Origin of the sequence: Glutamicibacter sp. NPDC090743 (genome assembly GCF_044769125.1) — a bacterium.
GTDB lineage: Bacteria > Actinomycetota > Actinomycetes > Actinomycetales > Micrococcaceae > Glutamicibacter.
In genome coordinates this window covers 438,150-456,692 of record NZ_JBIVXE010000002.1, presented here as the reverse complement: position 1 = coordinate 456,692, position 18,543 = coordinate 438,150, and the positions used below count along the sequence as shown (strand labels likewise).

The following is an 18,543-nucleotide window of genomic DNA, read 5'->3' as shown; positions in this document are numbered from 1 at the left end:
TTCGGACGAAAAGAGAAACCGATGAATCAACCACGAATCCTGGCGGATTACCCGCAGTCAATGCAGGACGAGGTGGCCACGGTCCGCCAGATTGTTGCCGACCTGCACGCCGAATTGCCGCGCTATGAGCTGGTGGTCTGGACTGCCGGCAACGTGTCGCAGCGCGTGCGCCACCCGGAAATCGCCGACGGCTCCGCGGACCTGTTCGTGATCAAGCCATCGGGCGTCGCCTACGACGAGCTGACCGTGCAGTCCATGGTGGTCTGCACCTTGGACGGCAAGCTGCTCGATGGCACCCGCGCCCCGTCCTCGGACACCGCGGCCCATGCCTACACCTACGAGCACATGCCGCAGGTGGGCGGCGTGGTGCATACCCACTCCACCTACGCCACCGCATGGGCGGCGCGCGGCGAGGAAATTCCCTGCGTGCTGACCATGATGGCCGACGAATTCGGCGGCCCGATCCCGGTAGGCCCCTTCGCCATCATTGGCGATGATTCGATTGGCCGCGGCATCGTGTCCACGCTGAGCGAGTCCCGCAGCCCGGCCGTGCTGATGCGCAACCACGGTCCTTTCACTATCGGAAAGGACGCCAAGGCCGCAGTCAAAGCCGCGGTGATGTGCGAGGAAGTGGCGCGAACCGTGCACATCTCGCGCCAGCTGGGCAACTCGGTCGCGATCGACCAGAAGCATATCGACTCGCTCTACGAGCGCTACCAGAACGTCTACGGACAGTAAGGACATCATGGCCAAGGCATATAACACCCAAGAAATCTGGTTCTTCACCGGCAGCCAGGACCTGTACGGCGAAGAGACGCTGCGCCAGGTGGCGCAGCAGTCCACCGAGGTCGCGCAAGCGCTGGATGCGTCCGCTGACGTTCCGGCAAGGATCGTGTGGAAGCCGGTCCTGAAGGACTCCGAATCGATCCGCCGCGCAATGCTGGAAGCAAACTCGGATGACAAGGTGCTGGGCGTCATCACCTGGATGCACACCTTCAGCCCGGCCAAGATGTGGATCAACGGCTTGAAGGCCCTGCAGAAGCCGCTGCTGCACCTCCACACCCAGGCCAATGTCGAACTGCCCTGGGATTCGATCGACTTCGACTTCATGAACCTGAACCAGGCCGCCCACGGCGACCGCGAGTACGCCTATCTGGCCACCCGCCTGGGCGCGGCCCGCACCACCGTGGTCGGCCATGTCTCCAACCCGGCCGTATCCCGCCGCGTGGGCACCTGGATCCGCGGCGCTGCCGGCTTCAACGCCGTGCAAAACCTGAACCTGGTCCGCTTCGGCGACAACATGCGCAACGTCGCGGTGACCGAGGGGGACAAGACCGAGGCGGAGATCCGCTTCGGCGTCTCGGTGAACACCTGGGCCGTCAACGACCTGGTCGAAGCGGTCCAGGCCGTGGACGAGGCCGACATCGATGCGCTGGTCGCCGAGTACGAGCGCGAATACGACGTCGTGCCCGAACTGCGCGCCGGCGGTGCCCGCCACGAGTCGCTGCGTTATGCCGCATCCCAGGAAATTGCGCTGGAAGCCTTCCTGTCCAAGGCCGGCGCCATGGCGTTCACGACCAACTTCGAGGACCTGGGCGGGCTCAAGCAGCTGCCGGGCCTGGCTGTGCAGCGCCTGATGGGCAAGGGCTACGGCTTCGGCGCCGAAGGCGACTGGAAGACCGCGGTACTGGTGCGTGCCGCCAAGGTCATGGGCGAGGGCCTGCCGGGCGGCGCCTCGCTGATGGAGGACTACACCTACGACCTGACTCCCGGCAAGGAGCTGATCCTCGGCGCCCACATGCTCGAGGTCTGCCCGTCGCTGACCACCTCCAAGCCGCGGGTTGAAATCCACCCGCTGGGCATCGGCGGCCGCGAGGATCCGGTGCGCATGGTCTTCAATGCGGACGTTGCCGAAGGTGCGGTGGTCGTGTCCATGGCCGATATGCGCGAGCGCTTCCGCCTGACTGCCAATGTGGTGGATGTGGTCACCCCGCCGGCGGACCTGCCGAACCTGCCGGTGGCGCGCGCGGTGTGGAGCCCGCGGCCGGACTTCAATATTTCCGCCGAGTCCTGGCTGGCTGCCGGCGGTGCGCACCACACGGTGATGTCCACGGCCGCGGGGATCGAGGCTTTCGAGATCTTCGCCGAAATCGCAGGCACCGAGCTGCTGGTTATCGATGAGGAAACCACCCGCCGGAACTTCGCGCAGCAGATTCGCGTGAACCAGAGCTACTACCGCTTGGCGCAGGGTTTCTAGCGGTTCGAAGGACACCTGCCCAGGTAATGCGCGCCCCGTTGCGGGGCGTGCATTACCAATGAGTAAGGAATCTTAATTTATTTACATAGAGGGTGGCTGAAATCACTGTGTTAGCGCTAACATAGTGTGAGTCCAGTCTCACTCGCAGATATGGCAACCTTTCAAGGAGGAAAAGATGGCATGGAATAATTGGACCCGCAAGGCCGCGGCGACCATGGGATCGCTGGCACTGGTCGGCGCATTGGCAGCGTGCAGCGGCGGTGGCGCTGGCGGCGGAGCAGGAGCCGGCGAAGGCGAGTCGACTGCACCTGAGGACATCCAGGTGGGCGTGGCAATGCCAACCGAGACTTCCGAGCGCTGGATTGCCGACGGCGAAGCCGTCAAGTCCCAGCTGGAAGCCGCTGGCTTCGAAGTCGACCTGCAGTTCGCGAATGACGACATCCCCACCCAGCAGCAGCAGATCGACCAGATGATCACCAAGGGCAGCGACATCCTGGTAGTCGCCTCCATCGACGGCACCGCGCTGTCCACCCAGCTGCAGGCCGCAGCGGACCAGGACATCCCGATCATCTCCTACGACCGCTTGATCAACGGCACCGAGAACGTCGACTTCTACGTCACCTTCGACAACTACAACGTCGGCGTCCAGCAGGCAACCTCGCTGCTGACCGGCATGGGCCTGGCCGATGAGGAAGGCAAGCGCACCAGCAAGGAGGGCAAGTTCAACGTCGAGCTCTTCGCCGGTTCGATCGACGACAACAACGCGCACTTCTTCTGGAAGGGCGCCATGGATACCCTCAAGCCCTACCTGGATGACGGCACCCTGACGGTCAAGTCCGGGCAGACCAAGATCGAGCAGGCAGCTACCCTGCGCTGGAGCCAGGAAGAAGCCCAGTCGCGCATGGAAGACCTGATCACCGCCCACTACCAGGGCGGCAAGACCAAGATCGACGGCATCCTCTCGCCATTCGACGGCATCTCCCGCGGCATCATCACCGCACTGTCCAACGCCGGCTACGGCAAGACCATCGAGGCCGGCCTGCCGATCATCTCGGGCCAGGATGCAGAAATCGCTTCGGTGAAGCTGATCGACGATGGCGTGCAGTACGCAACCATCTTCAAGGACACCCGCAAGCTGGCTACCCAGGCTGTCGAGGCAGTGAAGTCCTACGCAGGCGGCGGCGAGCCGGAAGCCAATGACACCGAAACCTACGACAACGGCAAGAAGGTTGTTCCTTCCTACCTGCTGGATTCGGACATCGTCGTCAAGGACAACATCACCTCCCTGCTGGTCGACTCCGAGTACTACACGGCCGAGGAAGTCAAGGCCGGCCAGACCAAGTAGTCTCCCAGGCCGCAATCCGGTGGGCGGGAGGGCAAGCCGCCCTCCCGCCCACCGGATGCACCGCTCACAGCACACACCAAGGACGTCTGCACTATGGACACCACGATCCTGCACATGCAGGACATCACCAAGACTTTTCCCGGAGTCAAGGCGCTGGACGGCGTCAACCTTTCGGTTAGCAAGGGCGAAATCCACGCTATCTGCGGAGAGAACGGCGCCGGAAAATCCACCCTCATGAAGGTGCTCTCCGGGGTCTACCCGCACGGCAGCTACGAGGGCCAGATCATTTTCGAAGGCGAAGAGCTCAAGGCCTCGAACATCAAGGACTCCGAAGCCCAGGGCATCGTGATCATCCACCAGGAGCTGGCGCTGGTGCCGTACCTGTCGGTGGCCGAGAACATCTTCCTCGGCAACGAAACCGCGCGCGGAGGCTTCATCGACTGGAACGAGACCAACCACCGCGCCGCGGACCTGCTGGCCCGCGTGGGCCTGGACGAACTGCCGGTCACCCCGGTAGGCCAGCTGGGCGTGGGCAAGCAGCAGCTGGTGGAAATCGCCAAGGCGCTGAGCAAGAACGTCAAGCTGCTGATCCTTGACGAACCGACCGCCGCGCTGAATGACGACGACTCCGAGCACCTGCTGAACCTGCTGCGCGGACTGCGCGAACAGGGCATCACCTCGATCATCATTTCGCACAAGCTCGGCGAGATCGAGGACATTGCCAACACCACCACGATCATCCGCGATGGCCAGTCCATCGAGGCGCTGGACATGGCCGATCCCGAGTCCAACCAGAACCGCATCATCCGAGGCATGGTGGGCCGCGAACTGTCCTCCCGCTACCCGGAACGCGTACCGCAGATCGGCGACGTGGTCTTCGAGGTCCAGGACTGGTCGGTCCAGCACCCGGTCCAGCAGGACCGCACCGTGGTGGAAGGCGCCAACCTGGAGGTCCGCGCCGGCGAAATCGTCGGCATTGCAGGACTGATGGGCGCCGGGCGCACCGAATTGGCGATGAGCATCTTCGGCCACAGCTATGGCCGGAACATCACCGGCACGGTCAAGATGGACGGCAAGCCGGTGGACACCTCCACCGTGGGCAAGGCCATCAAGGCCGGCATCGCCTACGTTTCCGAGGACCGCAAGAAGTTCGGGCTGAACCTGATCGAGGACATCCGCGTGAACACCACCGCGGCCGGCCTGGACAAGATCTCCTCCAAGGGCTTCGTGGACGGCAACAAGGAGATCCAGATTGCCGAGCACTATCGCAAGTCCATGCGCATCAAGACCCCGAACGTGATGGCGAAGGTCGGGAACCTCTCGGGCGGCAACCAGCAGAAGGTCGTGCTGGGCAAATGGCTGCACACCGCACCCGAGCTGCTGATCCTCGACGAGCCCACCCGCGGCATCGACGTCGGCGCCAAATACGAGATCTACACCATCATCAACGAGCTGGCGGCTGCCGGCAAGGCCGTGCTGGTGATCTCCTCCGAACTGCCAGAGCTCTTGGGCATCTGCGACCGCATCTACACCCTGGCCTACGGCCGAATGACCGGCCAGCTGCCCAGCAGCGAAGCCACCCAGGAACGCCTCATGGAACTCATGACCATCGAGAAGGAAAGCACCCGATGACCATCACAAGCGAGCTGAAGGATATCTTCACCAAGAACCTGCGCACCTCGGGCATTTACATTGCCTTCGTGCTCATCGTGGTGCTGTTCACCATCCTGACCAACGGGCTGCTGCTCAGCCCGATCAACATCACCAACATCATCTTGCAGTACTCCTACGTGCTGATCCTCGCCCTGGGCATGATCCTGGTGATCGTCGCCGGGCACATCGACCTGTCGGTCGGCTCCCTCGTGGCGCTGACCGGTGCGGTCTCCGCGGTCATTGTCATCAAGGGGGATCTGCCCTGGTGGGTCGGCATGCTCGCCGGCATCGCCGTGGGCGCCCTGTGCGGCCTGTGGCAGGGCTTCTGGGTGGCGTACGTGGGCATTCCCGCGTTCATCGTGACCCTGGCCGGCATGCTGCTCTTCCGCGGCCTGACCTACGAAGTGCTGAGCAACGTGTCGCTCTCGCCGTTCCCCGGCGAATACGGCCAGATCGCCGGCGGCTTCCTCAACGGGCTGCTGGGCGGCAACGGATTCGACCTGTTCACCGTGATCATCGGCGTGATCGCCGTGGCCGGACTGTTCGTTTCGCAGTGGCGCAACCGCGCTGGACGCGCCAAGTACGGCCAGAGCGTTGAATCCATGGCCATGTTCCTGGCCAAGAACATCATCTCGGGCATCATCATCCTCTGGTTCTTCTGGCAGATCGCCACCAGCCGCGGCATGCCGATCGTGCTGATCATCCTGGCTGCCCTGATCCTGGGCTACCACGTGCTGACCACCAAGACCGTTTTCGGCCGCCACGTCTACGCCATCGGCGGCAACCTGTCCGCCGCGAAGCTTTCGGGCGTGAACGTGAAGAAGATCAACATGTGGATCTTCATCAACATGGGCCTGCTTTCGGGCGTGGCCGGCGTGGTCTTCTCTTCGCGTTCCAACGGCGCCCAGCCGGGTGCCGGCAACATGTTCGAGCTGGACGCCATTGCGGCCTGCTTCATCGGCGGCGCTTCGACCACCGGCGGCGTGGGCCGGGTGACCGGCGCGATCGTCGGCGGCCTGGTGATGGCGGTGCTCTCCAACGGCATGCAGCTGATGGGCGTGGGCGCCTCCACCCAGCAGATCGTCAAGGGCGTTGTGCTGCTTCTGGCAGTCGCCTTCGACATCTACAACAAGCGCCGCGCGGGCGCTGGCAACTAGCCTGCCGTTGGTGCCATGGGCCCTCCCGCACGCGATTGCGGGAGGGCCCATGCGTGCCCGACGTTTTTGATGGCCCAGCAAGAAGGAAGAAGACATGGACCGCCTCGCACTGCCCCTGAAGGACACCGCCAATGGAACGGTGCTGACGCTGCAAGCCCATGGCTTTACCGCGCAAGTGGCCACGGTGGGCGCCACCCTGGTTTCCCTCCAGTACGGCTCCCGCCCGCTGGTGCGCGCTTTCGACCCGCACGGGCCGCGCCCGGTTTTCGCGGGCGCCATCCTGGCCCCGTGGCCCAACCGGGTGATCGACGGGGCCTACAGCTGGGAAGGCCAAGAGCTGCAGCTGCCGATCACCGAGCCGGAGCGCGGCCATGCCCTGCACGGCCTGGTGATCGATACCGGCTTCGAGATCATCGAGCACCGTGCCGACTTCGCCCAGCTGCGCACCGTCATCGCCCCGAGCGCCGGCTATCCGTACGAGGTGCAGCTGGTGATCGGCTACCGGCTGGAGGCCGGCGGGCTGCGCACCGTCGCTGCCGCCACCAACCTCGGGACGGGCACCGCGCCCTTCGGCTGGGGTTCGCACGCCTACCTGGTCGCCCCGGGCAAGAAGGCGGATGAATGGACCTTCACCCTGCCAGCTGGCAAGGTGCAGCTGACCGAAGGCTCGCGCCTGCTGCCGCGCGACACGGTTCAGGCCGCCGGCACCGAGCTGGATTTCCGCACCCCGAAGCCCATCGGGGAGCTCTTCATCGACCATGCCTACACTGGCCTGGCTGCCCGCGCGGACGGTTCTTTCCGCGCGGAGATCACCGACGCCGGGGGCGTCGGATCGCACATCACCTGGGACGAAGCCTGCCCGTGGGTCCAGATACACACCGCCGACCGCGATGATCCGGCCCTGGACCGCACCGGCCTGGCCATTGAGCCGATGACCTGCCCGCCGGGCGGCTACAACTCCGGCCAGGACGTCATCGCCCTGGCACCGGGCGCCAGCCACGAAGCCAGCTGGCTGATCGGCCCGGTCCAGCCGCGCTAGCACCCCAGGCGCCACCCACCTTTGGAACCACCACGAGTCAACTGGAGAGATTGCAATGCCGCAGGGCTCCGCAGCACATGAACCGACCCACCGGGTCCATCACCTGGCCGATGGCCGCGAGGCGATCTTCTTCGCCGACGCCAATGCCGCCGTGCCCGAACCGGTGGCCGACACCCGGCCGCTGGATCCGCGCGGGGAGCCTGGCGAACTGCGCTACGACCGGCTGACCGGGGACTGGGTGGCCGTAGCGGCCCACCGCCAGTCGCGCACCTACCTCCCGCCCAAGGAAGAATGCCCGCTGTGCCCCAGCGTCCACGGGCGGCAGAGCGAAATCCCTGCCGAGGACTTCAACGTGGTGGTTTTCGAGAACCGCTTCCCGTCCCTGGGCCCGGCGCTGGGCCGGATTCCGGCGGCCGCACCGGTGCAGCAGCCGGCCCCGGCCTACGGGCGCTGCGAGGTCGTGGTGTTCACCCCCGAGCACACCGGTTCCTTCGCATCGCTGGATGATACCCGGGCGCGCACCGTCATCGAGGCCTGGGCGCAGCGCACCGCCGCCCTGTCCGCCATGGAGGGCATTGCGCAGGTGTTCGTGTTCGAGAACCGCGGCCAGGATATCGGCGTGACCCTGCACCACCCGCATGGGCAGATCTACGCCTACCCGTACCTCGCGCCAACCGCCGCCAAGATGGCCGGCCAGGGCATCGCGCACCTGGAGAAAACCGGGCGCACCCTGATGGGTGACATCCTGGACTTCGAGCGCAAGGAGGGCACGCGCATGGTCGCCGAGGGCGAGCACTTCTCCGTGTTCGTGCCCTACGCGGCCCGCTGGCCGCTGGAAGCGCACCTGGTGCCGCACCGCCACGTGCCGGACTTCGCCGCGCTCAATGCGGACGAAAAAGCCGAGCTGGCCGTGATGTACCGGGACCTGCTGCGCGGATTCGACGCGCTGTACCCGACGCCCACCCCGTACATCGCCGCCTGGCACCAGGCTCCGCTGGAGCCCGGGGCCCGCAAGGCCTCACGGCTGCACCTGCAGCTGACCAGCCCGCGCCGGGCCGCTGACAAATTGAAGTTCCTGGCCGGATCGGAAGCTGCCATGGGCGCCTTCATCAACGACGTCCCGGCCGAGCAGACTGCGGCACGGCTGCGCGAGGTCATGCCATGAGCCGCAGTGGAACGAAGGAAACCGCGGCGCGCGTCAACGCCCTGCGCGAGAAGTTCACCAAGGCCTACGGCCACCACCCGGAAGGCATCTGGCGGGCCCCGGGACGGGTGAACCTGATCGGCGAGCACACCGACTACAACATGGGCTATGTGCTGCCCTTCGCCATCGACAAGAACGCGCTGGTGGCCGTGCGCCGCAAGTCGCAGCTGGAGCCGGGCAGCCAGGTGCTGGATTTCGCCTCCACCTACGGGGCGGGCGGCGAACCGCCGGTCACCTCCATTACCCTCGATGAGCTGGTGCCCCGCGCGGTGCCCGGCTGGGCCGCCTACCCGGCCGCCGTGCTGTGGGCGCTGAGCCAGCTCGATGGCGTGCAGATTGGCGGGCTGGAGCTGATGCTGGACTCCGATGTCCCGGTGGGCTCGGGCTTGTCCTCTTCGCATGCCCTGGAAGTGGCGACCATCGTGGCGCTGGACGATCTCTACGGCCTGGGCCTGTCCAAGGTGCAGATGGCCCAGCTGACCCAGCGTGCCGAGAACGAATTCGTGGGTGCTCCGACCGGGATCATGGACCAGAGCGCCTCGCTGATGTCCCATGCCCAGCATGCGCTGTTCCTGGATTGCCGTTCGATGGAATCCCAATCCGTGCCGCTGCCGCTGGCGCAGCATGACGCGGTGGTCCTGGTCATGGACACCCGCGTAGAGCATTCGCACGTGGATGGCGGCTACGCCGCCCGCCGCACCAGCTGCGAGCAGGCCGCCGCGGTGCTGGAGGTAGCATCGCTGCGCGAGGTGCACAGCGTCGAAGAACTGGAGGCCATCGGGGACCCGGTAGCCAAGCGCCGCGCCAAGCACATCGTGACCGAGAACCGCCGCGTCCTGGATACCGTCCTGGCGCTACGCGAAGGCGACCTGCCCGCGGTGGGCAAGCTGCTCTGCCAGTCGCACGAATCCATGCGCGACGACTACGAGATTTCCAGCGAGGAACTGGACGCGGCCGTGGAAGCGGCCATGGCGGCCGGAGCGATCGGAGCTCGGATGACCGGTGGCGGTTTTGGCGGCAGCGCCATTGCCCTGATCAAGCGCGAGCAGATCGAACCGGTCAGCCAGGCCGTCCGCGAAGCCTTTGACCAGGCCGGCTATGTCGAGCCGGCCATTTTCACCGTAATTGCAGACGAAGGAGCAGGCCGGGCATGAGTTGGCTAGTGACCGGCGGAGCCGGATATATCGGATCCCACGTGGTGCGTTCGCTGTCCGCGGCAGGCCTTGAGCCGGTCGTCGTGGACTCGATGTCCAGCGGGGTGCACGGCTTCGTTCCCGAACAGGTGCCGTTCTACCAGCTGAACATCCTGCAGACCGAAAAGCTCGTGGAAATCATGAAGCGCCACGAGGTCACCGGGGTCATCCACCTGGCCGGCTACAAGTATGCCGGCGAATCGGTGAAGCACCCGCTGCTGGCCTTCGAGCAGAATGTCACCGGCACCGCGCACCTGCTCGAAGCCATGGCGGCCTCCCGCGTGCACAACATGGTCTTCTCCTCCTCGGCAGCCGTCTACGGCACCCCGGACGAAGATGTGGTGACCGAATCCACCGGCACCTTCCCCGAATCCCCGTACGGACAGAGCAAGCTCGTGGGGGAATGGCTGATCCGCGACCAGGCGGTGGCTACCGGGCTGAAGCACACCTCGCTGCGCTACTTCAACGTGGTCGGCTCGGGCAGCGAAGAACTCTACGATGCCAGCCCGCACAACCTGTTCCCGCTGGTGTTCCAGGCGCTGAATGCCGGAAAGACGCCGAAGATCTTCGGCACCGACTACGACACCGAGGACGGCACCTGCGTGCGCGACTACGTGCACGTCGCCGACCTGGCGCTGGCGCACGTGGAGGCGGCCAGGAAACTGGAAGCCGGCGAGGTATTGGAGCCGGTCTACAATTTGGGCTCCGGCGATGGCGTCTCGGTGCGCCAGATCATGGATGCGGTAGCGAAGGCCACCGGCATCGGTTTCACCGCGGTGGAAGAAGCGCGCCGCCCGGGCGACCCGGCGCGCATTGTCGCCGACGGGAAGCTGGCCGCCCGCGACCTTGATTGGCAGATGCGCCATAGCCTGCAGCAGATGGTCCACAGCGCCTGGAAGGCCTCGGCCCAGCGCGGCTGACCGCACCAAGCTGAAGCGCAGCGGCCTGGGAAACTAGCTGGTGCGCAGCGTGGCCGCGATCTGATCCATGGTCTGCGCAATCGCCAGCGATTCAGCCAGCGGCATGACCGGGGATTCGGCCAGGCCCTGGGCAATGCACTGGGCCACGTGGGCCGCTTCCCAGCCCAAACCGGCAGTAGGCGAGGTTTCCGTGAACTCGCGGCTGTCGGCGATCTTGCCGTCGGCACTGCGCAGCACCAGCCCGGAACCGCAGCAAATCGGGCGCTGGAGTTCCAAGGTGCCCTGCGTGCCGGCAATCCATGCGCCCTGCGGCGAATCGGTTTCGATGCTGCTGAAGACCGTTGCCGTGGAACCGTCTTCATTGGAAAGCACCGCGGTGAAGGTAGCGTCAACCCCGGTTTTGGCCATCCGTCCCGAAGCGTGCAGGAGCTGCTTGGCAGGGGAGACCATGGCGCTAAAGGCAATAGGGTAGACGCCGACATCCAGCAGGGCCCCGCCGCCGAGCGCCGGGTCGTAGATGCGCGAGTCGTAGTCGACCTCGAACTTGGCGCCGAAATCAGCCTGGACGGTGATGATCTGCCCCAGGATGCCGGACTTGACGACCTGTGCAACCACATTGCCGATGGGCAGGAATCGTGACCACATGGCTTCCATGGCGAAAACTCCGGCAGCCTTGGCCGCCTCGATGATCCGGGAAGTTTGCCCGGCGTCCAGGCTCATTGGCTTCTCCACCAGGACATGCTTGCCCGCCGCGATCGCCTCGAGCGCAAGTTCTGCGTGGCCGCTGTGCGGGACGGCGATGTAGACGACATCCACCCCAGGGTCCTCGAGCACCTCGGCATAGGAGCCGAAGGCCCGGGTCCCGGTGTCTCCGTAGGTGCGTGCGAACTGCTCGGATCGGGCCAAGGTGCGCGAGCCGACTGCTGCGAGCCGGCTGGCGGTCAAATCGTTCAGCGATGCGGCAAACTGCGAAGCGATCCACCCCGGCCCGAGGATGCCCCAATTCAGCGCAGGAGCCGAGGAGGGATGGGGCAGCGTGGATTCGGGTAAGGCGAGTGGCACTGAAGGCTCCGATGGCAGGTAAAGTCAGATGGCTACTTCTACCCTATGTGGACATTTGTCCGAGTGGAAGAGCTATCCCAGCAACGTGGCAGCAGGCGCTTGCCCACTACCGGCGCGCGCTCGCCGGCTCCGCGTCGGCCGCCCCAAGACCGGCTCCCAAATCCACCAGCTTGCCATCGACATAGGTGCCAAGCACCTCCAGGGTGCAAAGCTCCTCGGGGGCTGCGGCCAGCGGATCTGCAGCGAAGATCGTCAGGTCCGCGGGCATCCCGGCTTCCAAGCGGCCGCCAGTGGACCCGGTGCTTTCGTAGACGTTCACGGTGTAGCCTTCCAGGGCTTCGCGAGCCGACAGGCGATGGCGTGGCTGCACGCTGTCGCTGCCGGGCACTTCGGTGCGCCTGCGGGTCTGCGCGTCTGCCATGATCAGCCGCGGGTCGAAAGGAGCGATGGGCCAGTCGGAGCCCAGCGCGAGCACCATGCCGGCATCCTTGACATCACGCAGGCGGTAGGCGAAGCTGGCGCGATGCTGGCCAAGCCTCCGGGACCAGGCATCCGATCCGTCGGCGCGGACGAAATGTGTGCAATGCGTGGGCTGCATGCTGATGGTGGCCCCGGAAGCCTTAAGCCGGGAGAAATCCTCGTCGTTGAGTTCTTCCAGATGCTCGATCCGGTGGCGCAGCCCATTGTAGGGCAGCGATGCAATGGCGGAAATGACGAAGCCGATGCCCTGGTCGCCGATGGCATGGGTCGTGGTTGTCACGCCGGCCTGCGCAAGGGCGCGCAGATTGGCCACATAGCGGCTTGGATCCCGGTAGAGGGATTCGGTGGATTCGCCTTCGATGTCCGGCTCGTAGAGCCAGGCGGTGCCGTTGTCCACCGTCCCGTCGATCATCAGCTTGGCGCCGCGCACCTGCCAGCGGCGTCCGCGTTCTCCCTGCAGCGCGATGACCTGGTCGAGGGTTTCTGCCGGATCGCTGGCCATGATCCACGGGGCGATGCGCAGCTTGATCGGCAATTCGCCGCGCAGCTCCAGGCGCCGGAAAATCTCCAATGAATCAGGATCGGCCAGATCCAGCATTTCCCCGCCGGTCAGCCCGCTGGCCGCCATGTCCCGCAGCAGCCGGTAGACTGCTTCCACCTTGTCGTCGATGCCCAGCACCGGCAGGACCTTTTCGGCTAGTGCCATGGCCTCGAATTCCCGGAGGAAGCCGGTGGGTCGGCCATCGGAGTCCACTACGACGCTGGAGCCGTCGGCGAAACTCTCACTGCCGTCGATGTCTGCTAGCTGGAGCATGGCCGAAGAGGCCACGGCTGAATGCGCATCGAAGCAGGTGGCGTAGCTGGGCCGCCCCGGGGCGGCTTCGTCGAGGAACTGCCCGCTGGGCTCCGCGGTGCCGAAGATCGCCACGTTCAGGCCATGGCCGAGTACCACATCGCCGGGCGCACCGGCCTGCGCATGCCCTGCGATGAGCCGTTTGGCCTCATCGAGTGTCCTGGCGTCGCCGAGGAAGACGCCTCGGGCCACTGACTGCCCGAAGACCGGATGAATGTGCGCATCGACGAGCCCCGGGGTAATCGCGGCTTCGCCGTAGTCGATGACCGCGGTTCCGTCTGCGATCCACCCTTGGGCCTGCTCCTTGGTGCCCACATGCGAGATGCGGCCATCGGTGATCCCCAAAGCGCTGGCAGGGTGTTCTTGGGCCAGCGTGTAGATGGTCCTAGCATAAAGCACCGTCTGCGGACCGGTCATCGTTCGACTCCTCAAATTAATGGCATTAATTATTTTTGAGTCTAAACGGAGCTGAGTCAGCTGTCCATGGTTGGATGGAAGCGGATTAACCCACAACGAGGATGGTTCGCATGTCGCAAAGAGTCGCCGGCCGGCCGGCCACGCCGATCCTGACCCAGCAGGGCATTGTCGATGCGGCCTTTGCCCTGCTCGAAGAAATCGGTCCGGTGGAGTTCTCCATGGGGCGCCTGGCGCGCTCCCTGGGCGTGCGCACGCCTGCGCTCTACAACCACGTGGACAACCGCCAGCACCTGGTGAACCTGATGCGCCGCGACATGGTGAGATCCATTGAGCGGAACATGCTGGCCGATTTGCCGTGGACCGAAGCGCTGTTCCATTTCGCAGTGCTCTTTCGCGAAGCGCTGCTCCGCGTTCCCGCGGCAGTGGAACTGATTGTCGCCACGCCCATTTCCGAGGAATCGGAATCCGGTGTCATCTATGAGGAAATGGGGCGTATCCTGCGCCGGGCCGGTGTGGCCGTGCCTCGCATTCTCATGGTCATGGTGGCGATCGAGTCGCTGATTGTCGGGGCTGCCTTGGATATCGTCGCCCCGGGGGCTCATGTTGCCACCGTGCCTGCAGACGACCGGGGAACTGTGCGCAGCAGCCACGGCGAAGTGATGGAATTGGGAGAGGCCTATGCGCGGCAGGCTCGTACCAGCGTCAGCTACCAATCATTTGAGTTCGGGCTCCGGGCGATCATTTCCGCGGTCGAGCGGGAAGTCTCCCAGTCCTAGCGACGTGCTGATTTCTGCAGACGGATGTTTCCCCGAAATTAATAATATAAATTTATTTTGATCCGCCGGCCCTCCTGAAGCGGGAGGCCCCCACCGCTTGCCTTCATCAACAAGCTCCAAGTCATGCAGGTGATCAGCCTTGCCCGTGTGGGTTCCGCGGCCAATATTCGACCCGGTTTACCTGCCGGAAACAGCGCCTTGAGGGTAGGTCCCCCTTGTTATCGGTGAGCCATGTCACTACATTAAGTGAACGATATTCATTATTTGGGGCAGTGAGTACGGACGCCCTGGAACGTCCGACTCGTCATGGAGTGGCGACGGGGCAATTGCACAGAAGGAGCCGCGATGAAGCAGGTACAGCAAGGCGTGCGAAGCGCAGCGGAAGCGCCCGCGCAGATGAACAGGGTGCTCGGACTGCCTAACCTGGTGCTTTTCGGCATGGTGTACATGGTGCCGCTGACCATCTTCAGCACCTACGGCATTGTCACCGAAATTACCGGTGGCCGGCTTCCGGTAGCCTACGCGATCACCTTGGTCGCGATGCTTTTCACGGCACGATCGTACGGCTTGATGTCGCAGGCTTTCCCGGTAGGCGGATCTGCCTACGTTTACACCCAGCGCTCTTTCGGGTCGAATATCGGTTTCATGGCCGGCTGGGCGCTCCTGCTTGATTACCTCTTCCTGCCCATGATCAACTATCTGCTCTTGGGGATCTACCTCAACGAGTTCTTCCCGGTGATTCCGCCCTGGGCCTTCATGTTGGCTGGGATGGTGCTGGTGACAGTCCTTAATGTCATCGGCATTGTCTCTGTGGCCAGAACGAACATCGTGATTATCGGCTTCCAGTTCCTGTTCATCATCCTGTTCGTCGGCTTCTCCATTGCCTACCTCCGCGGGCAGGCCACCGTTGACCTCTTTGCCCCATTGCGCGGTTCCGGGGAGGCGGGCGGATTCGCTCCACTGGCCGCGGGCGCTGCGATCCTCTGCCTCTCCTTCCTCGGCTTCGACTCGATCACGACATTCGCCGAGGAAGCCCGCAATCCGAAGCGCGATTTGCCGCGCGCCATCTTGCTGACGACTTTGATCTGCGGCTTCCTATTCGTGGCCCTGGCCTACGTCTCGCATCTGGTTTACCCGAGCCATGAATTCGCGAACGCGGATTCGGCCTCCATTGATGTGGTCTTCACAGCGGGCGGCCAATTCCTCTCTATCTTCTTCACCGCTGGATTCATCTGCGGCGCAATGGGATCGGCGCTTGTCTCGCAGGCATCGGTGTCGCGAATCCTCTACAGCATGGGACGCGACGGCGTGCTTCCCCGACGGGTCTTCGGGTACCTGCACCCCCGTTTCAAGACCCCGACGTTCGTAATCATCATCGTTTCACTGATTTCGCTGACCGCCCTGTTCGCGAGCCTGGAAATCGTCTCCGCGATGATCAGCTTCGGCGCCCTTGTCGCCTTCTCTGCAGTGAACCTCGCCGTAATCAAGTACTTCTTCTTAGCCCACCGCCAGCGCGGAATGGGGGCTACGATCAACTACTTGGTGCTGCCGTTGATTGGCCTGGCCCTGACAATTTGGCTATGGACAAGCCTCAGCGGTCTCTCGCTGGTGATCGGTTTGGCCTGGATCGGGCTGGGCCTGGTGTATCTCGCCTACGTGACTGGCGGATTCAAGCGCAAAGCACCGATGCTGGATCTTGCCGAATAGTACCGCTGCTGTGAAAAACCCGTTCACCGTTCATTAGCATCCGGGGGATAGCGGTATGCGGCCCCAGGGCATCCTCGGTGAATCAGTGTGCATCCTCGTCACCGCCAAGGGCGGCGTTCGGGCCACGATGGGCAGGCCGGCAGGCGGGCTGCGAGTAGTGCTGGCGATTCATCCGGCGACCGCAACACCGCTACGCTTCTGCCGCGCTTTCGCTGAATTCGCGACTAGATCCAGCGGGATATCCCTGGCATCGAAAAGCGCACGGGCGGAAACTCGGATTGGGCGAGCACATCCCCTCAAGGGTCCTGCTGGAAGCGCGCAGTGCTATCCGGGATCCCATCCTCGCCGCCGGCGCCAGCGATGGGCTGGCTGGCAAGCCTCAACGGCTGAGCCAACCGTTTGGCTACAGGTCGACCGCGTTGGCCAGCACCGGCAGCTGCTTGCGAGCGGCCTCGACCTGGCTGAGATCCAGATCGACTACCAGCAGCTCGGGTTCCGCACCGGCCCGGGCAATAATGCGTCCTAGCGGATCAACCACCACCGAGTGCCCGACGCCCAAAGGCGCGGTACCGGTGATCTTGCGTCCAATGCTTTCAGGATCAGCCTGGTCCACTGCCACCACGAACGTCGTCGCGTCCAAGGCGCGGGCCTGCGCAAGGGTGGTCCACTGCTCGGCCTTGCTCTCGCCCTGGCCCCACGAAGCGCTGACGATGTTGACCGCTGCACCAGCCTTCGCATGGCGGGTGAACAAGCGCGGGAACCGCAAGTCGTAGCAGGTGGCCAAGCCGATCGTCGTTCCCTCGTGCTCGAACTGCACCGGAGAAGTTCCGGGCGTCACCGAGTCCGACTCGGCATAGCCGAAGGCATCGTAGAGGTGGATCTTGTCATAGTGGGTATCTACGCCTTCACCGGCGACCAGCAAGGTGTTGCGTACCCGGCCGCCTTCCCCAGGGGTGAACATGCCCACGGCAATGGTGATGCCTATATCCCGTGCCTGCTGGCGGATCAGTGTAGCCCAGGGCCCATCCAGGGGTTGCGCGTACTTGGCGAGATCGTGGCCGAAGGAAACCTGCATGGCCTCGGGGAAGACCACCAGCGTGGCGCCGGCTTCCTTTGCCCGGCGCGCATGATCGCGCACTGTTACCAGATTGCGCTGCGGATCAGCGGTGCTCAGAACCTGCGCCAAAGCGATTCTCATGGGATAGTCCTTTCCTGCTGCCAGCTGCTGGCTATGCGCTACCTTCACGACTCTACGCAGTAGCGATCAGCGAAGCTACATCCGGGCCATCTGCACCTCTTCACGGCCCTTGGACACCGACATCACGTCCTTTTGGCGCTCACCGTCCACCTGGGCAGCCAAGGCATCCAGCTGCGACATTGATTCCAGGGACAAGCGGACATCCAGCGCCCCCAGATTATCCTCGAAGTGCGCGCTGAAGCGGGTCCCCGGAATCGGGGAGACGGCCACATTGAATGCGCGTGCTTTTTCATAAACCCACGCCAGTGACACCTGGGCGGTTGAAACACCTTCGCGCTGGGCCACCTCCGCGATGACTTGCCGCAATGGATGGTTGTGCTGCATGCGGGCCGCTTCGAAGCGCGGGAAGTTATGGCGGATGTCGTTGGCTTCAAGCTGCTGCAGGGAATCAACTTCCCCGGTGAAGTACCCGCGACCCAGCGACGCGTAGGTCACCAGGGCCACGCCGAGTTCACTGGCGGCTGGCAAGAGCCATCTTTCGATGTCCCGGCTGAAAATCGAGTACTCCATCTGGATCGCGGAAATTGGATGCACCTTGTGGGCTCGGCGCAGCTCCTCGGAAGTCACTTCGGACAAGCCGATGTGCCGGGCCTTCCCTGCTTCGACTAGCTCCTTGTAGGCTCCGACAGTCTCCTCGATTGGCACCCGGGAATCCACCCGGTGGTAGTAGTACAGGTCAACGTGGTCTACGCCCAGCCGCTGCAGGCTCGCATCCATGCATTTCTTGATGAAGTCCGGGTCGCCATTAGCGCGTGGGTCTCCCGGATTCTTCGGACGCACGATGCCCGCCTTGGTTGCCAGGGTGACTTCGCCGCGACGGGTTTTGAGCACCTGCGAGAGCAGGGTTTCGTTGTGCCCTTCGCCGTAGATGTTTGCGGTATCCAGGAACGTGACGCCGCGATCAAGAACATGGTTCAAGGTGCGCAGGGATTCGGCATCGTCGGCCGATCCGTAGGGCCCGCTCAGGGACATGCAACCAAAACCCTGCGAGGTGGCTTCCAACCCCTGGCCGAGGTCGATGCTGTTTGCGATCTGCTGTGCCATGGTGGTCCTTCGAGTAGTCAGTTTCTCTCTTCTTGAGCCTAGCGAAGCAGGATTCAGCGGTCATCATGTTCCGTGATTTATTGAGTTCCGTGAACCGCGAGCGAAACGACACACCGTAGCTAAAGTGGCAATGACCAGCATCAAGAGACTGTGTCTCACTTCTGCCCTTGAATCTCAG

Annotated in this window: 15 protein-coding genes; 11 read left to right on the top strand and 4 right to left on the bottom strand. The window is 64.0% G+C overall.

Annotated features, from left to right (window positions below; all coding sequences use genetic code 11):
• Window positions 1-21: 21 nt before the first annotated feature.
• The 9 genes from ACIQTS_RS05540 to galE all read left to right on the top strand — a co-directional run bounded on the left by ACIQTS_RS05540 (window position 22) and on the right by galE (window position 10,768).
• Entirely contained in the window at window positions 22-738 is a 717-nt protein-coding gene (locus ACIQTS_RS05540; protein WP_402471926.1) for an L-ribulose-5-phosphate 4-epimerase, read from the top strand.
• A 7-nt stretch (window positions 739-745) separates the two neighbouring features.
• Window positions 746-2,257, top strand: coding sequence for an L-arabinose isomerase (gene araA / locus ACIQTS_RS05535; RefSeq protein ID WP_402471924.1), 1,512 nt, complete (start codon window positions 746-748; stop codon window positions 2,255-2,257).
• A 175-nt stretch (window positions 2,258-2,432) separates the two neighbouring features.
• Entirely contained in the window at window positions 2,433-3,602 is a 1,170-nt protein-coding gene (gene chvE / locus ACIQTS_RS05530; RefSeq protein ID WP_332502731.1) for a multiple monosaccharide ABC transporter substrate-binding protein, read from the top strand.
• 93 nt (window positions 3,603-3,695) lie between these two features.
• A complete protein-coding gene (mmsA, locus tag ACIQTS_RS05525; RefSeq protein WP_105656524.1) occupies window positions 3,696-5,234 on the top strand; it encodes a multiple monosaccharide ABC transporter ATP-binding protein in 1,539 nt (512 codons plus the stop codon).
• Window positions 5,231-6,412, top strand: a complete 1,182-nt coding sequence (mmsB, locus tag ACIQTS_RS05520; RefSeq protein WP_105656523.1) for a multiple monosaccharide ABC transporter permease — start codon at window positions 5,231-5,233, stop codon at window positions 6,410-6,412. The genes mmsA and mmsB overlap by 4 nt, the downstream gene beginning before the upstream one ends.
• Window positions 6,413-6,506: 94 nt before the next feature.
• Window positions 6,507-7,451 (top strand): aldose 1-epimerase family protein, encoded by a 945-nt coding sequence (locus ACIQTS_RS05515; protein ID WP_402471920.1) that lies wholly within the window; start codon window positions 6,507-6,509, stop codon window positions 7,449-7,451.
• A gap of 55 nt (window positions 7,452-7,506) precedes the next feature.
• Window positions 7,507-8,616 carry a galactose-1-phosphate uridylyltransferase gene (gene galT / locus ACIQTS_RS05510; protein WP_332594576.1) on the top strand — a complete coding sequence of 370 codons (1,110 nt, stop codon included), beginning with the start codon at window positions 7,507-7,509 and terminating at the stop codon, window positions 8,614-8,616.
• Window positions 8,613-9,809 carry a galactokinase gene (gene galK, locus ACIQTS_RS05505; RefSeq protein WP_402471918.1) on the top strand — a complete coding sequence of 399 codons (1,197 nt, stop codon included), beginning with the start codon at window positions 8,613-8,615 and terminating at the stop codon, window positions 9,807-9,809. The genes galT and galK overlap by 4 nt, the downstream gene beginning before the upstream one ends.
• Complete coding sequence (gene galE / locus ACIQTS_RS05500; protein WP_402471915.1) at window positions 9,806-10,768, top strand: UDP-glucose 4-epimerase GalE; 963 nt, start codon at window positions 9,806-9,808, stop codon at window positions 10,766-10,768. Before galK ends, galE begins: the two co-directional genes overlap by 4 nt.
• A 33-nt stretch (window positions 10,769-10,801) precedes the next feature.
• Here the strand turns inward: galE and ACIQTS_RS05495 are convergent, their stop codons facing one another.
• Together ACIQTS_RS05495 and ACIQTS_RS05490 are read right to left on the bottom strand one after the other, a co-directional pair.
• A complete protein-coding gene (locus ACIQTS_RS05495; protein WP_402471913.1) occupies window positions 10,802-11,830 on the bottom strand; it encodes a Gfo/Idh/MocA family protein in 1,029 nt (342 codons plus the stop codon).
• A 106-nt stretch (window positions 11,831-11,936) separates the two neighbouring features.
• Window positions 11,937-13,580 carry an amidohydrolase gene (locus ACIQTS_RS05490; protein ID WP_402471910.1) on the bottom strand — a complete coding sequence of 548 codons (1,644 nt, stop codon included), beginning with the start codon at window positions 13,578-13,580 and terminating at the stop codon, window positions 11,937-11,939.
• A gap of 110 nt (window positions 13,581-13,690) precedes the next feature.
• Between ACIQTS_RS05490 and ACIQTS_RS05485 the strand changes: the two genes are divergently transcribed.
• Both ACIQTS_RS05485 and ACIQTS_RS05480 read left to right on the top strand, forming a co-directional pair.
• Window positions 13,691-14,356 (top strand): TetR family transcriptional regulator, encoded by a 666-nt coding sequence (locus tag ACIQTS_RS05485; protein WP_402471908.1) that lies wholly within the window; start codon window positions 13,691-13,693, stop codon window positions 14,354-14,356.
• Between the two features lie 345 nt (window positions 14,357-14,701).
• A complete protein-coding gene (locus ACIQTS_RS05480) occupies window positions 14,702-16,063 on the top strand; it encodes an APC family permease (protein ID WP_365945704.1) in 1,362 nt (453 codons plus the stop codon).
• Window positions 16,064-16,466: 403 nt separating this feature from the next.
• Here ACIQTS_RS05480 and ACIQTS_RS05475 read toward each other — a convergent pair whose 3' ends face one another.
• Window positions 16,467-17,261 (bottom strand): carbon-nitrogen hydrolase family protein, encoded by a 795-nt coding sequence (locus ACIQTS_RS05475; protein WP_402471905.1) that lies wholly within the window; start codon window positions 17,259-17,261, stop codon window positions 16,467-16,469.
• Between the two features lie 75 nt (window positions 17,262-17,336).
• Entirely contained in the window at window positions 17,337-18,365 is a 1,029-nt protein-coding gene (locus ACIQTS_RS05470) for an aldo/keto reductase (protein ID WP_402471903.1), read from the bottom strand.
• Window positions 18,366-18,543: the final 178 nt, after the last annotated feature.

Coding starts and splice junctions, on each gene's coding strand:
- ACIQTS_RS05475 (WP_402471905.1), bottom strand. CDS start 17,261: ATGAGAATCGCTTTGGCGCAGGTTCTGAGCACCGCTGATCCGCAGCGC.
- mmsB (WP_105656523.1), top strand. CDS start 5,231: ATGACCATCACAAGCGAGCTGAAGGATATCTTCACCAAGAACCTGCGC.
- galK (WP_402471918.1), top strand. CDS start 8,613: ATGAGCCGCAGTGGAACGAAGGAAACCGCGGCGCGCGTCAACGCCCTG.
- chvE (WP_332502731.1), top strand. CDS start 2,433: ATGGCATGGAATAATTGGACCCGCAAGGCCGCGGCGACCATGGGATCG.
- ACIQTS_RS05515 (WP_402471920.1), top strand. CDS start 6,507: ATGGACCGCCTCGCACTGCCCCTGAAGGACACCGCCAATGGAACGGTG.
- ACIQTS_RS05480 (WP_365945704.1), top strand. CDS start 14,702: ATGAAGCAGGTACAGCAAGGCGTGCGAAGCGCAGCGGAAGCGCCCGCG.
- ACIQTS_RS05540 (WP_402471926.1), top strand. CDS start 22: ATGAATCAACCACGAATCCTGGCGGATTACCCGCAGTCAATGCAGGAC.
- araA (WP_402471924.1), top strand. CDS start 746: ATGGCCAAGGCATATAACACCCAAGAAATCTGGTTCTTCACCGGCAGC.
- galT (WP_332594576.1), top strand. CDS start 7,507: ATGCCGCAGGGCTCCGCAGCACATGAACCGACCCACCGGGTCCATCAC.
- ACIQTS_RS05485 (WP_402471908.1), top strand. CDS start 13,691: ATGTCGCAAAGAGTCGCCGGCCGGCCGGCCACGCCGATCCTGACCCAG.
- ACIQTS_RS05470 (WP_402471903.1), bottom strand. CDS start 18,365: ATGGCACAGCAGATCGCAAACAGCATCGACCTCGGCCAGGGGTTGGAA.
- mmsA (WP_105656524.1), top strand. CDS start 3,696: ATGGACACCACGATCCTGCACATGCAGGACATCACCAAGACTTTTCCC.
- ACIQTS_RS05490 (WP_402471910.1), bottom strand. CDS start 13,580: ATGACCGGTCCGCAGACGGTGCTTTATGCTAGGACCATCTACACGCTG.
- galE (WP_402471915.1), top strand. CDS start 9,806: ATGAGTTGGCTAGTGACCGGCGGAGCCGGATATATCGGATCCCACGTG.